The 12,877-nt window shown below is 49.7% G+C and carries 12 protein-coding genes; 8 read left to right on the top strand and 4 right to left on the bottom strand.

Annotation, left to right across the window (positions count from 1 at the left end; genetic code table 11):
- The 4 genes from B0F88_RS19560 to B0F88_RS13215 all read right to left on the bottom strand — a co-directional run bounded on the left by B0F88_RS19560 (position 1) and on the right by B0F88_RS13215 (position 4,819).
- Positions 1–927 (bottom strand): helix-turn-helix domain-containing protein, encoded by a 927-nt coding sequence (locus B0F88_RS19560; protein WP_219820854.1) that lies wholly within the window; start codon positions 925–927, stop codon positions 1–3.
- Between the two features lie 343 nt (positions 928–1,270).
- A complete protein-coding gene (locus B0F88_RS13225) occupies positions 1,271–3,742 on the bottom strand; it encodes a heavy metal translocating P-type ATPase (protein WP_104424433.1) in 2,472 nt (823 codons plus the stop codon).
- A 213-nt stretch (positions 3,743–3,955) separates the two neighbouring features.
- Positions 3,956–4,276, bottom strand: a complete 321-nt coding sequence (locus tag B0F88_RS13220; RefSeq protein ID WP_104424392.1) for a hypothetical protein — start codon at positions 4,274–4,276, stop codon at positions 3,956–3,958.
- A 237-nt stretch (positions 4,277–4,513) separates the two neighbouring features.
- Positions 4,514–4,819 carry a hypothetical protein gene (locus B0F88_RS13215; RefSeq protein ID WP_258076663.1) on the bottom strand — a complete coding sequence of 102 codons (306 nt, stop codon included), beginning with the start codon at positions 4,817–4,819 and terminating at the stop codon, positions 4,514–4,516.
- Positions 4,820–5,204: 385 nt separating this feature from the next.
- Here B0F88_RS13215 and B0F88_RS13210 point away from each other — a divergent pair, with 385 nt between their 5' ends.
- The 8 genes from B0F88_RS13210 (at position 5,205) to B0F88_RS13175 (ending at position 12,662) form a co-directional block, all read left to right on the top strand.
- Positions 5,205–6,494 (top strand): sulfite exporter TauE/SafE family protein, encoded by a 1,290-nt coding sequence (locus B0F88_RS13210; protein WP_258076662.1) that lies wholly within the window; start codon positions 5,205–5,207, stop codon positions 6,492–6,494.
- A 515-nt stretch (positions 6,495–7,009) separates the two neighbouring features.
- Positions 7,010–7,306, top strand: a complete 297-nt coding sequence (locus B0F88_RS13205; protein ID WP_104424391.1) for a hypothetical protein — start codon at positions 7,010–7,012, stop codon at positions 7,304–7,306.
- Positions 7,303–8,538, top strand: coding sequence for an ABC transporter permease (locus tag B0F88_RS13200; RefSeq protein ID WP_104424390.1), 1,236 nt, complete (start codon positions 7,303–7,305; stop codon positions 8,536–8,538). The genes B0F88_RS13205 and B0F88_RS13200 overlap by 4 nt, the downstream gene beginning before the upstream one ends.
- Positions 8,539–8,540: 2 nt before the next feature.
- On the top strand, positions 8,541–9,212 hold the full coding sequence (locus tag B0F88_RS13195) for an ABC transporter ATP-binding protein (protein WP_104424389.1): 672 nt from the start codon (positions 8,541–8,543) through the stop codon (positions 9,210–9,212).
- Positions 9,213–9,214: 2 nt separating this feature from the next.
- Positions 9,215–10,228, top strand: coding sequence for a hypothetical protein (locus B0F88_RS13190; protein WP_104424388.1), 1,014 nt, complete (start codon positions 9,215–9,217; stop codon positions 10,226–10,228).
- Positions 10,212–10,742, top strand: coding sequence for a nitrous oxide reductase accessory protein NosL (locus B0F88_RS13185; protein ID WP_258076661.1), 531 nt, complete (start codon positions 10,212–10,214; stop codon positions 10,740–10,742). Before B0F88_RS13190 ends, B0F88_RS13185 begins: the two co-directional genes overlap by 17 nt.
- Complete coding sequence (locus tag B0F88_RS13180) at positions 10,739–11,275, top strand: peroxiredoxin family protein (protein ID WP_104424386.1); 537 nt, start codon at positions 10,739–10,741, stop codon at positions 11,273–11,275. The genes B0F88_RS13185 and B0F88_RS13180 overlap by 4 nt, the downstream gene beginning before the upstream one ends.
- Positions 11,259–12,662 carry a nitrous oxide reductase accessory protein NosL gene (locus tag B0F88_RS13175; RefSeq protein ID WP_104424385.1) on the top strand — a complete coding sequence of 468 codons (1,404 nt, stop codon included), beginning with the start codon at positions 11,259–11,261 and terminating at the stop codon, positions 12,660–12,662. Before B0F88_RS13180 ends, B0F88_RS13175 begins: the two co-directional genes overlap by 17 nt.
- The last annotated feature ends 215 nt before the right edge of the window (positions 12,663–12,877 follow it).

The following is a 12,877-nucleotide window of genomic DNA, read 5'->3' as shown; positions in this document are numbered from 1 at the left end:
TTATCGTTCCAGAATAATCTTTAATTTAGCTGAATATTTTTTCAGATACATTTCTTTATCAAGTAGTAAAACCCATCCGCTACCCATTTTCTTTTTTCCTGATATTTTCATGCCAGTAACTTTAGTATTTCTTCCTGTTGTCCCGCTAATTTCTCCCCAGTCGTTTTCGGTAAGATCATTTGCATAAAATACCCCAGTTATAACAGGATAATATTTACCCTCATGTAAAGTTCCTGCAAAATCAATAGTAAGACCAAGTAGACTTTTTACCTCTCTATGGTGTGCTTGCCATGTTATTCCCGTTAATTGATTTATGCGTGGAGTACCAGGTTGTAAATTACTACCTGTTGATACGTTGCCAACGGTAACTTTAATTTCAAGTCCATCTGGATAGTTTCTCAGTTGTGCTTCAGTAGCGATGTGTCCAGAAGCGGGAATAATATCAGGATGCCCTTTTTCAATAGGATTGACAATTGCACCCACTTGTTCGGCAAGGTCACCTACAAATACTGCGCCAACAATAGCACTCAATGTTTTTAGGTCGATACTTTGGTAAAGGGAAAATGGGAGTAGTTGTAATTGTTCTGCAGTTGCATTTGACGCAGTCAAGATGTCTTGCCCCGATACTTGGAATCCACATTGAATTGAAAAATTGTCTTTAACCTTATAAACAATTTCGGGTTCTTTGATGGCTTTCGGAGATAAATAAGATTCAGAAAATAATGCTGCAATAGGAACATTAAGAGCATCAGCCATGATTTTAATATTTTGAAGGCTGATATTTCTTTTACCTTGTTCAACTTGACTAACATAAGTGCGATCAAGCTTACATTCAAAAGAAAAACTCTCTTGAGAAAAGCCCTTGCTTTTTCTAAGTTCACGAATGCGTACCCCAAAAATTTTTTGTATGTAGTCGGATGTTTTCATGAAACAATTCGACCACGTTGTTGATTATGAGTCTACGGACTATAAGTCACATTACAATGAATTTCAAGAAAAAAAGCAAAGTCTAACAAGTAATTAAATGGTTTTCTCTATATCATCAAAACTGCGTCAATAGACGTTTTTGGAGGTTGCTATGTTGGCCGTTCCCGAATCACTCAGTCAGGCATTCGAAGCTCGCTCAGTTGTAGGTCGAGCAACATCTTTTCGTTGCCCGACGTTTCAGTGTTCGGGCATGGGCAAATTGATAGTCATTTCCATATTCAACCATCGAAATGTTGGGCATAAACAGCATGCCCAACCTTTTTGAAGCCTTTCCCCCATCCATCTACTTGCGCTGCAACCTCAGGGAATTAAGCACTACCGAAATGGAGCTTAACGCCATCGCACCCGACGCAATCATCGGGTTGAGTTTGCCCAGGGCCGCGACCGGAATAGCAATCGTGTTGTAACCCAACGCCCAGAACAGGTTTTGCTTGATCACGCGCAAGGTCTCGCCGCTCAATTCCATCACATCGGCGACCTTGCTGATGTCGCCGCTGACCAGAGTAAGGTCTGCGGTTTCGATAGCGACATCGGTGCCTGTGCCGATCGCAAAGCTGACATCGGCCGATGCCAGGGCGGGCGCATCATTGATACCGTCGCCGATCATGCCTACTTTATTACCCTGAGCCTGCAACTCGCGGACAATTTCGAGTTTCCGGTCCGGTTTGGCGTTCGCAATGACGGTATCGATGCCTACCTGTTCGGCAATGTAACGGGCGGTTTGTTCGGTATCTCCGGTGACCATCATGGGCTTGAGCCCCAGCTTGCGCAGTCTTTCTATAGCCTCCCCGGCGTTCGCCCTTGGCTGGTCGGCGATGCCGAACAACGCGGCGACCTTGCCGTCCACGCTGACATAAACCGGGGTCTTGCCTTGTTCGGCTAAGGGTAGGGCGCGTTTCGCCAGGGTTTTTAAATCAACGCCCGATTCTTCAAGCCAGGAGCGGTTGCCGATCAAGACATCGCAACCGTCCACCCTGGCATGAATGCCGTGGCCGGGGACATTGGTAAATGCTTCGACCTTGACCGGGCTGACATGATGTTCTTGGGCATAAGCAACGATTGTTTTCGCCAGAAAATGCTCGGAGCCGGATTCGGCCGCAGCAACCAAGGTTAATATGCGTTCTTCGCTCTTTTTAGCAAGGGTAATAAAGTCGGTAACCCGAGGCTTGCCCTCGGTGATGGTTCCCGTTTTATCGAACACGATCGTGGTCAGCTTCGACGCCATCTCCAGGCTTTCCCCGTTGCGGATGTAAACCCCGCGCCGAGCCGCCTGCCCGGTGCCGACCATGATCGCCATCGGCGTCGCCAAACCGAGCGAGCAGGGGCAGGCGATCAGCAGTACCGCTACGGCATTGCTGAAGGCGATTCGAAAACCCACGCCGACCGACAGCCAGGCCAGGAAGGTAAGTGACGATACCGCTATCACGGAGGGCACAAAAACAGCGGAAATACGATCCACGGTTTTTTGAATCGGTAATTTGGACGACTGGGCCTGGTCCACCATATGAATAATGTTTGCCAGCACCGTATCCGTGCCGACAGCGGTGACGCGCATTTTTAGAACGCCGTTGCCGTTAATGCAGCCGCCGACAAGATGGTGACCGTGCTCTTTTACAACCGGCAGACTTTCGCCGGTTATCATGGATTCGTCGACCGTCGAAAGGCCGTCAATCACGATGCCGTCAGTCGGTATTTTTTCGCCGGGGCGAATCAGCAATATGTCGTTGACGTGAACCTGATCAACGCTGATCAGGACTTTTTTATTGCCATGCATGACGGTTGCGTTTTGCGGCTGCAAATCGACCAAAGAGCGGATCGCTTCATGGGCTTTGCCTTTGGCTTTTTCCTCCAGGTAGCGGCCGATCAGGACGAAGGCTATGATCCCGGTTGCGGAATCGAAGTACTGCCCCCGTTTACCGGCCAGCAGGGACGCCACGCTGTAACCGTAAGATGCACCCACTCCCATCGCAATCAGGCTGTCCATGTTGGTGGCCCGTTGCCGGGCCAGTTTTACGGCTTTATCAAAGAACGGCCATCCTGCCCAGAGCACGATAGGCGTGGCGAGCAAATGCTGCGTCCAGTGCCAAAACCGGGACGTGGGCGCGGTCATGCCGATAATCATGACAGGCAGACTCAGCACTCCGGCCAAAATGGCGCGCCGCCGGGCATCGATCAGGCGTTGTTTTTCGCGCGCGATCATAATTTGGCGCTGAGCCAAACTATCAAGATTTTGCGCTTTGTAGCCCATGTTCCCGATCAACATGCAGACGTTTTCTTTGGTGGTTCGACCGGTCACCGTAGCGGTTTCTGTAGCGTAATTGACGTTCGCCGACGAAATGCGCGGGTCCCGGTTCAACAGCATCTCGATTAAAAGTGCGCAGGATACGCAGCTCATCCCATCGACACTGAGATTGAACTCCTGTTCGGCAAGATGTTCATCGCCCTCGGCAGGTATTAATTGCGTAGCGTTATTGAAAACAGTTGTGGTTTTTTTGCCCAGATTCGCCAGTAACGCATCCAACAGGGAGAGCAGCTTTGTTTTCGGCAGTTTATCGGGATCGAAGTGGATGACTATGGAAGCAATATCGGGAACTGTGCGGACTTTTTCGATGCCTTCCCGCTTTTGCAGCAGGATCTCCAGAACGCATGCCCGTTCAGGATCTTTGCGCAGAATCGGGGCAATAATACGGACTCGCCGGTTCAGTGCATGAACTACTTTGCCGTGGGTTAAACTGCCGGTATCGGAAGCTTTCATTTCAGTGTCCATGATAGTGATATTTCAGAACTTTTACCGGCTATGCCTTAAGTAAAAGACTGTCAACTTTAAGGTGGCGGGATGCACGCCTCAAGGCTTAACCGCTTGCCTGAGCCTGTCATGAGCTTGTCGAATGGGGGCCGCTCATGCTTCGACAAGCTCAGCACGAACGGATTTTGTGCATTCCAACTGATCTTTTTAGGTTTATTCTTGTTACCGGGTTTCGTCGGAAGCCGAAATGATAGACTTGCGATACTTATAAATATAGTAGCCTGCAACGACACCGAGACCGAAAAGCGTCAAGGGATGTGTGATGATTTTTTTGATAACGCTTTTCCCGGCGCTGGAACCGGCGGATACGGCAACGCCCGAAGCAATTGCAGGCGTTTTCATCATCGATCCCATGCCCTCGCTCATCATTGAGCTCATGCTTCCCTCCATCATCGACCCCATGCCCATTTTTCCCATTGTGGAGTCCATCATTTTTGCCGTTCCAGTCTCGGCTACAGCCTTTGCTCCGTGTACATGTGCCATAATTTACGCTCCTTATTCAATGTTATTAACAGGGCTCAAAAGCTGAATACACATTTTGAGCCGGACGATAGTTTGCTCTTAACCGCTTATTCTGTATCCGTAAAGATTGCGATGAATCATAAAGCCGCGTTGACAACATGACGGAGTACAAGGCTAGCCTTGTACTTGTAAATTGTTCAAAGCCGGCTTTGAACTCCAGAACGTCATTATCGGCTTATCGCGCGCTACGGGATTACCTTATTTTGTAGTGTCAGTGTCTTCGGCATCCTGCAGGCTTTCCGCAAGGAAGTCTTGAAGATGTTCTTTTTGCTTCAAGACAAAATCCTTGCTTTGTTCGGCGGTTTTGCTAGTGAGCACAATAATTTCTTTACGGTATTTATGCGTCAGATAACCGGCAACAAAACCCATTCCGAACATCACAAGCGGGTGTTTGGCCAGCGTAGTCATGACGCCTTTGCCCGTTTCCAGGATTGTTGCCGCCGCCATGGTCGTTGCAACGCCCTTCACTACCAGCTCGCCTTTAGTCGAATGGCTTGCTGTCATGGCCGTTTTTCCCTGGTTCGGGGTCGAATGTGTTTCTGTAGATATGTGATTCATCGAATACCCTATATTGTAACTAAAATTTATTTAAGACAATTTTTATAATTAAGTCAATTAATATTCAGTTTTCTATGTCATTGCAGTAAGGATATTATCAAAAGCAGAAAAACTTACTGCCGTATATATAACTTGACAGTTTATTTAAATGTACTCCACTGAACTTCATTGTGCAATAGATCTGCTGGGTAAAAATAAACTCTTACTTGACCCCTATGCTGGGTATTTAATAAGCTATATCCGATTTACTTCAATAATCCTATTGTTAATGGATTTATTCTTACGGTTCTATGCCAATCCGAAGGATTTTACCGATGCTTAACATCTAATCATGAATAGTAACAACGAGAGTTTTCAACCTGATCCGGTTCATCGTCCTAACGCTTTGTTTTCGGTATTAAAAAAAGTCGTAGCGGTCACATTTGCGCTTTTTGGCATCGGCTTGATTCTTTGGCTCGACAGCTGGTTCATGAGTCATTCCGACATGCCTAAACTCAGTCGCGACATGAGTTATGGCCTGTTGATCCTGATCGGCTTCCTGACCAGCTTTCACTGCGTCGGCATGTGCGGCCCGCTGATTCTCGGTTACACGGCAAAATCGGCTACCAACGGACATAAATCCTACGCCACGCATTTTCTTTACGGTATCGGTAAAACGATTTCTTATACATTGATCGGCGCGCTGTTTGGTGCGTTCGGCTCAATCGTTGCGTTCACCCCTTACACGCAAGGTGCAGTCGGCGTCGCGGCGGGCGTTTTTCTTGTTCTGTTCGGATTGCACATGCTGGAAGTGTTTCCGTCGTTGAGCCGTTTTCAGTTTAAAGCGCCGAAGTTCCTGATGCGCTTTGTCGGCAAGGAGTACCGCAGGCACAGCAATCCATTTGTGATCGGCTTGCTGAACGGTTTGATGATTATTTGCGGGCCGCTGCAAGCGATGTATGTGATGGCGGCCGGCACCGGCAGCTGGTCGCAAGGCGCGGCGATTCTGTTCTTTTTCGGCATCGGCACTTTGCCGTTATTGCTGGGTTTCGGGTTTCTGACCAGTCTGCTTTCGACCAATCTGACGCCGAAACTGCTGAAAGCTTCCGGGGTGATCGTCATGGCGCTGGGCGCAATCATGCTGAACCGCGGCTTGGCGGTCACCGGTACCGGCGTTGATTTCAATACCCTGGTTGCCCGCGTGTCGCAGCAATTGTCGCCGACGGTCGCTGAAAGCCCTTCCTGCGAAACCGAACAAATCATCAACATGGATGTGATTAAAACCGGATTCAAACCGAACAAATTTACATTACGCAAAGGCGTTCCGGTCAAATGGGTGATCAACGCCAAGGAACTAAACGAATGCAACAAGGCAATCGTGGTGCCGCAGTACGGGCTTGATATTAAGTTCGAGCCCGGCATTCAGGTCATTGAGTTCACGCCCCCCGAGACCGGCGTGGTGCCGTGGAGTTGCTGGATGGGGATGATTTCCGGAACCTTTATTGTCGTTGACAACGAGCCTGAAGCGGGTAGGGCGGAAAAAACGCAGCCTGTGGAGCAGGAAATTCCGGCAACAGAAACCGAGCAGCAACGCTTGATTCGGGAGTTGAAGCAGTTGTGGCGCCGGGTTATGCCGGAATAATGGGGTCCAGCTGCCCGGCGGTTGCCGGGAACACGGATGGCGCGGATTTTACGGATAAACGCCGATAAAAAAGAAAATCAAATTCGTCCGGTTCTGTGCTTCCGTGTTTTAAAAATCCGGCCGGTCTAACTAATCTCTGCCGAATAGCTACGATCGGTTTAAATAAGTAGTTATTAAGGATATTAATTCTTTTATTAAACTGTGTTATTTAACGTAATTAATGTGGGATATAACATAGTTTAATTGGGTTTTTTTCGTTCTTTTTCTAATGTTTTGATTAATTTTAATTAAATATAAAAGGCATATATTGTGCTCTCTTAATCGAATCGCGCTTAGTGATATTTGAGTTTTATACTAAAGTTTTATAATAATCGAATATATTGTTGCCAGACCTGGATCATTTGCCGATAATTTAAAAGCAAGAGCAATTGAACCGCCTTTAAAAGCGGGTAATTCAGTTACCCATTACGCACAGAACAATCCTTGAACGACTGGCGCATTTTTGAGCATTGCCGATGAGAAATTCCTCGTTATTTTTTTTGTATTTATCGACCGGCGTTTTTTTTCTGGGTCTGCTGCTGATGCATGCCTCTTTTAGCGCAAAGGCGCAGCAGGAAAGCCTCGAAGAAAAATCGGCGCTGGTCAAGGCACTACAGCTTACCGATCTGTGCCTGTTCACCGAAGCCCGCTACACCCGGCATCTGTCGCAAGCCGATTTAAATACCGCGTTCCAGGACCATCCGCTGTCGCTGGAACACTTCCCGTCCGGTTCGTTCACCCAACCACCCGAAAGGATTATCGATCGCCCATGAGAAACTGGATTGAAAAACAACGTTACATTATCGATTTCACGATCTCCTCGTTGCTGCGCAGAAAGGTGAAAAACTTCGGCTTGCTGGCTTTATATACGCTGATCGTCTTTATTCTGGCCTCGACGATGTTCTTCACTTATGCGATTAAAAAAGAAGCCTCGCTGATCCTGAAGGGCGCGCCGGAAATTGTGGTGCAAAAAATCGTCGCCGGGCGGCACGATCTTTTTCCGGCCAGTTATATCGAAACCATTAAAAGCATCCGAGGGGTGGCCTCGGTCGAAAGCCGGTTATGGGGTTATTATTACGACAGTCTGGTTAGCGCCAATTACACGCTGCTGACGCCGCCAAGCAGCGACGCCGCCAAGCCGTCCGCGAAGACCACGGTGGTTGAAAGCGAATCCGGCGGACAGTCGGCCAGACCCTTGTATGAGCTCAATGGCGCGGTGCTCGAACCGGGAACGCTGATTATCGGCAACGGCGTCGCCCGTCTTCGCAACATCGGCAAGGATGATTACATGCCGTTTCGCGCCTTTGACGGCAAGGTGATGAATTTCAGGATCGCGGGCGTCCTGTCCTCGCAATCGGAACTGGTTTCCTCCGATTTGATGCTGATTACCGGCGAAGATTTTAGAAAACTGTTCGGCATCGACCAGAGCCATGTGACCGATCTTACCGTCGCCGTCAACAATCCCAGCGAAGTGGAAATGGTGGCGTCGAAAATAAAGAAACACCTACCCGATGCCCGGCCGATTATTCGCGACGAGATTCTGAGGACTTACGACTCCATTTTCAACTGGCGCGGCGGCATGATGATCGTCATTTTCTCGGCGGCGGTGCTCGCATTTGTTATTTTCGCTTGGGACAAGGCTTCGGGTCTGAGCGCAGGGGAGCGGCGGGAAATCGGCATACTCAAGGCGGTGGGCTGGGAAACGTCGGACGTGATCCAGATGAAATTTTGGGAAGGGGCCGTGGTTTCGCTGACGGCTTTTTTCAGCGGCGTGATTCTGGCTTATGTGCATGTGTTTTTTACCGGCTCCATTGTCTTCGAACCGGCGCTGAAGGGCTGGTCGAGTCTTTACCCGAATTTCGAGCTGACGCCTTTCGTCAATCTCGAACAGCTGACGACGCTGTTTTTCCTGACTGTGGTTCCCTACACGGTGGCGACCATTGTTCCGATCTGGCGGGCTGCAACCATCGACCCTGATTCGGCGATGCGATTTACTGGAGAATAGTCATGATCGAACTGGTCAATGTTAAAAAAGTGTTTAATGCGGGCAATCCGAGCGAGTTTTCGGCGCTGAACAGTGTCAATTTGCGTATAGCGGAAAACCAGGTCACCGTGCTGAAAGGCCCCAGCGGTTCGGGAAAAACCACGCTGCTCAGCATCGTCGGTTGCATGAGCCGCCCTTCGGCGGGGCGGGTAAAGCTGCAAGGACGCGAAATCACCAGCCTGCCGGAACGGTTCCTGACCGACATACGCCGCAAGACTTTCGGTTTCATTTTTCAGCAACCGAACCTGATTAAGGGTATATCGGTATTGGATAACGTGATGTTGCCTGCCTACCCGCTCGGGGAAAAGCGTTCGCATCTGAAAATCAAGGCGATGAACGGTCTGTCCGAACTTAATATCGCCAACAAGGCCGCTTCTAAGGTGGAGTGGTTGTCCGGCGGGGAAGCCCAGCGCGCCTCTATCGTGCGCGCCCTGATCAACGATCCGCATATCATCATTGCCGATGAGCCGACCGCCCATCTCGATACCAAGCTGTCGTACCGGTTCATGGAAATCATCGAGAAATTCAAGGCGGAAGGTAAAACCGTGATCATCACCAGCCATGATCCGCTGGTCTATGAATCTTCGATGGTGGACCGGGTGGTCAACCTCCGCGACGGCCAAATCGAGGGTTAGTTGTGATTCTGCATCCCACTGTTATCGCCAATCTGCTGGCCGCCTATATAGGCAGCGGTATGGTTTTGTATGCGGTGTTTTACGGCGTGCAAATCCTAAGACATTGGGATATACAGAGCGGCCACGAATTGCAGTTGGTGCTGGAGCGCAAAACCTACCTGATTTCGACGCTGCTCTCGTATGTTTTCGGCCTGCAACTGCTGTCGCTGTTTTTGTACATATTTACCGCCGACAGCCTGACCCCGCTGTTCGTCGGCGCAATGTGCGCCGCCGGCACCTTAAACGTCGACGGTTTCGGCTATCCGACGCTGGTACTGAAGATTTTCAGCTTTATCCTGGCCGGATTGTGGCTGGTTTTGAATTATGCCGACAACCAGGGTTACGATTACCCGCTGATCAAGAAAAAATACCTGCTGCTGGCGTTCATCGCGCCCTTTATTATCCTGGAGACGATACTGGAAAGCGCCTATTTTTTGAACATGGAGGCCGATGTGATTACCTCCTGTTGCGGCAGTTTGTTCAGCAGCGAGCGGGTAACGGGCATAGGTTCCGAAATTGCATCAATGCCTGCATTGCCGATGATGTGGATTTTTTACAGCGCCATGTCGGGTACGCTGCTTTGCGGGATTTTTTTCTATTTAAAAGGTTTAGGCGGCTATCTGTATGCCGCGTTGAGTCTGCTGATGTTTCTCGTCTCGCTGGTTTCCATCGTATCTTTCATCTCGCTGTACATCTATGAACTGCCGACCCATCACTGTCCGTTCTGCATCATCATGGAAGACTACAGCTATATCGGCTACCTGCTTTATATGCTGTTGTTCGGCGCAGTGGTGTCGGGTCTCGGCGTCGGCGCGCTGCTTCCCTTTCGCCAAGTGGAAAGCCTGCAAGCTATGCTCGGCGGATTCATCCGCAAACTGGCTCTGGCTTCCGTCATTTTATATGCCGCGTTTACCGCGCTGGTCAGTTATGAAATTGTTTCCTCAAGTTTGGTGATTGCCTATGAAGTTGTCTATTAAATCGGTTCCTGCACGCCCTAAGCCGGGAACGGGGATATATCCCAAAATAATGCTCGGGCTGTTTCTGCTGTTCAGTATCAACATCAGCTATGGCGACGAACCCACGGTTACGATCAAAAAAACCGACCGCTGTCCGGTATGCGGCATGTTTGTCTACAAGTACCCGAAATGGGTAGCCCAAATCATGTTCACGGACGGTTCTTACTATTTCTACGACGGCGCGAAAGATATGTTCAAGCATATCTTCGACACAGCAAAATATACGCCCGGAAAAGCGGCGGAAAACATCAAGGATATTTACGTTACCGATTATTACGAAGTGGAGTTGATCGATGCCAAATCGGCCTTTTATGTGCTCGGTTCGGATGTATTGGGTCCGATGGGGCATGAATTGCTGCCGTTCAAGGATCGGGAAGCGGCCCAGGAATTCCTGGAGGATCATAAAGGCAAATCCATCATCCGCTTTCAGGAGGTAACCCCCGCCGTTATCGAATCGTTGGATCGCAGGACATGAGCACGATCAACCCGGTGAAACTACTGCTGCTGGCCCTGCTGATCGCTACGGCGCTCGGCGGCTGCAATAAGCGGGCAGGCTTGCAGATCGGTGATGTTATCCCTGATGTCACGCTGACCGACTTTCAGGGGAAATCGGTGTCCTTGCCTAAAGACATTAAAGGCAAAATCGCGCTGCTGCGCTTTTGGGGTGTCGATTGTTGTTTTTGCGACAAAGAGATTCTGTTGTCGCTGGAACCTCTTTACCAAAAGTACAAAGACCGGGAATTTATGCCGGTAGCCATTAATGAAAGCCGAACCGACAAAACCGACGAGCGACTCAAAAAATTCGCTCACCTGACCTATCCGATGCTGATCGATGAATACGGATTGGTGGCCAAACAGTTCGGCGTCATCGGCTTGCCGACCACTTTCATTATCGACGAGGAGGGTATTGTCCGGGACAAGATCACCGGGGAAGCCGGCATCGAAGAATTTGAAAAACGCTTTACAACCATTCTGAATAAAGGAGTTTTTTATGAAAACGGTCATTAAAACAGCGTTCATACTGATGTTAATCCAGTTTACATTGCTGTCGGCCTCTGTATCGGCCGAAGAGGCGCACAAGCGTGAAAGTTGCCGGGTTTGCGGCATGTGGATCGACCAGTACCAAAAGAGCGCCGCCGAACTGGTCTACAAGGACGGCAAGAAGGAATATACCTGCGGCGTCGCCTGTATGCTGAGGGAAGTTGAGGATGCCGGCGGCATATCCGCATTTGAGTCGGTAAAAGTGCATGATTGGGTTTCAGGCGAGTTGGTGGATGCGCAAACGGCTACTTATGTGCTCGGCAGTAAGGTGATTCCCGATATGGTGCCCAACTACATTGCTTTCGCCAAGCGCGAGGAGGCCGAAGCGTTTGCCGCCAAGGAAGGCGGCGAACTGATCGATTTTAACATTGCCTACGATGATGTTTCGCCGGTAGGCACAACCGCACCGTTTCGTATCCGTACCGCGGTGACGCCGGGTAAAGGGAACTTCAGCGTCGGCATGGTCTACGGTTATACTCAAAAAGACAATCTCAAGATCGGCTCCAATGGCGAAGACCCGAATAATTATATTCGCAGCAACAGGGCCCAGCCGAAAACGCCGAAAGAAATGCAGGTGCAGCAACAAGCCTTGACGGTGAATTACTCGCCGACCGACAATCTCGCGCTGTTCATGAACGCACCCTGGTTTGAAAAAAGGATGACTACCCTGCTGCAACCTACAGCAGGAACATTTGGGGAAACGGTCGATAATACCAACGGATTCGGCGACATTACCCTCGAAGGGCGCTACAATTTATGGCGCAGCACCCGCTGGGATCAGTTCGCCACCGTCCTGCTCGGCACCAGCTTGCCTACCGGTCAATTCAACGCCACCCGCGATGCCGCGACCGGCTTGATTTCCCAATCACCGGGACTGCAACTCGGCAAAGGCACCGCGACCTTCACGGGGGGGATGCTCTATTCCCAACGTTGGAAGGACTTCTGGCTGCACGCCTCAGCCCTTTACAATGTCAACCCGGAAAATAGCGACAATTTTGAATTCGGCGACGTTGCTACAGCGGGTCTGGCCTTGCATTACACGCCAAACTACGACTGGATGATCGGTATCGAAATGGATGCCGGCTATACGGATAAAAATAAAGACCGGGGCAGCAAGATCGGCAATTCAGGAGGCACGTCCACCAATCTGGCGTTCGTTTCCGACTACCGGTTCCTGAATGCCTTTGGCGGCAACTTCAAGTTACGGGGGTCGGTCGGCTTACCGATTTACGAGGACCTGAATTCCCAAAAGACTAGAAACGCCAGAGGAGAGTACCAGCAGGTGCAGTTGGGTGACGGCTTCTTCGGTAACCTTTCCGTTATTTGGACCTTCCGGGCCGCCCCGGATTATTGACCATCGGTCGCTCTCAGCGGTTAGAAAAATAAGACATCCCGGAATTATTCACCACGAAGACACGAAGAGCACGAAGAAAAAATATAAACTTCGTGTCCTTCGTGGTGAAAAACAGACCATGATATGCTTGGGTAGATTCTTCACTGGACATCGCCTAAGGATATGGCCAGTAATAACTTCCCGATATTGAACGGATGAAATTTTTCCGTTCGCCC

Origin of the sequence: Methylobacter tundripaludum (assembly GCF_002934365.1) — a bacterium.
Taxonomy (GTDB): Bacteria; Pseudomonadota; Gammaproteobacteria; order Methylococcales; family Methylomonadaceae; genus Methylobacter_A; species Methylobacter_A tundripaludum_A.
This window is presented reverse-complemented; position numbering and strand designations above follow the sequence as displayed.

Excerpts from the sequence above, each read along its gene's own strand:
- B0F88_RS13210 (WP_258076662.1), top strand. The coding sequence starts at position 5,205 with ATGAATAGTAACAACGAGAGTTTTCAACCTGATCCGGTTCATCGTCCT.
- B0F88_RS13215 (WP_258076663.1), bottom strand. The coding sequence starts at position 4,819 with ATGACAGCAAGCCATTCGACTAAAGGCGAGCTGGTAGTGAAGGGCGTT.
- B0F88_RS19560 (WP_219820854.1), bottom strand. The coding sequence starts at position 927 with ATGAAAACATCCGACTACATACAAAAAATTTTTGGGGTACGCATTCGT.
- B0F88_RS13185 (WP_258076661.1), top strand. The coding sequence starts at position 10,212 with ATGAAGTTGTCTATTAAATCGGTTCCTGCACGCCCTAAGCCGGGAACG.
- B0F88_RS13175 (WP_104424385.1), top strand. The coding sequence starts at position 11,259 with ATGAAAACGGTCATTAAAACAGCGTTCATACTGATGTTAATCCAGTTT.
- B0F88_RS13195 (WP_104424389.1), top strand. The coding sequence starts at position 8,541 with ATGATCGAACTGGTCAATGTTAAAAAAGTGTTTAATGCGGGCAATCCG.
- B0F88_RS13225 (WP_104424433.1), bottom strand. The coding sequence starts at position 3,742 with ATGAAAGCTTCCGATACCGGCAGTTTAACCCACGGCAAAGTAGTTCAT.
- B0F88_RS13205 (WP_104424391.1), top strand. The coding sequence starts at position 7,010 with ATGAGAAATTCCTCGTTATTTTTTTTGTATTTATCGACCGGCGTTTTT.
- B0F88_RS13180 (WP_104424386.1), top strand. The coding sequence starts at position 10,739 with ATGAGCACGATCAACCCGGTGAAACTACTGCTGCTGGCCCTGCTGATC.
- B0F88_RS13200 (WP_104424390.1), top strand. The coding sequence starts at position 7,303 with ATGAGAAACTGGATTGAAAAACAACGTTACATTATCGATTTCACGATC.
- B0F88_RS13220 (WP_104424392.1), bottom strand. The coding sequence starts at position 4,276 with ATGGCACATGTACACGGAGCAAAGGCTGTAGCCGAGACTGGAACGGCA.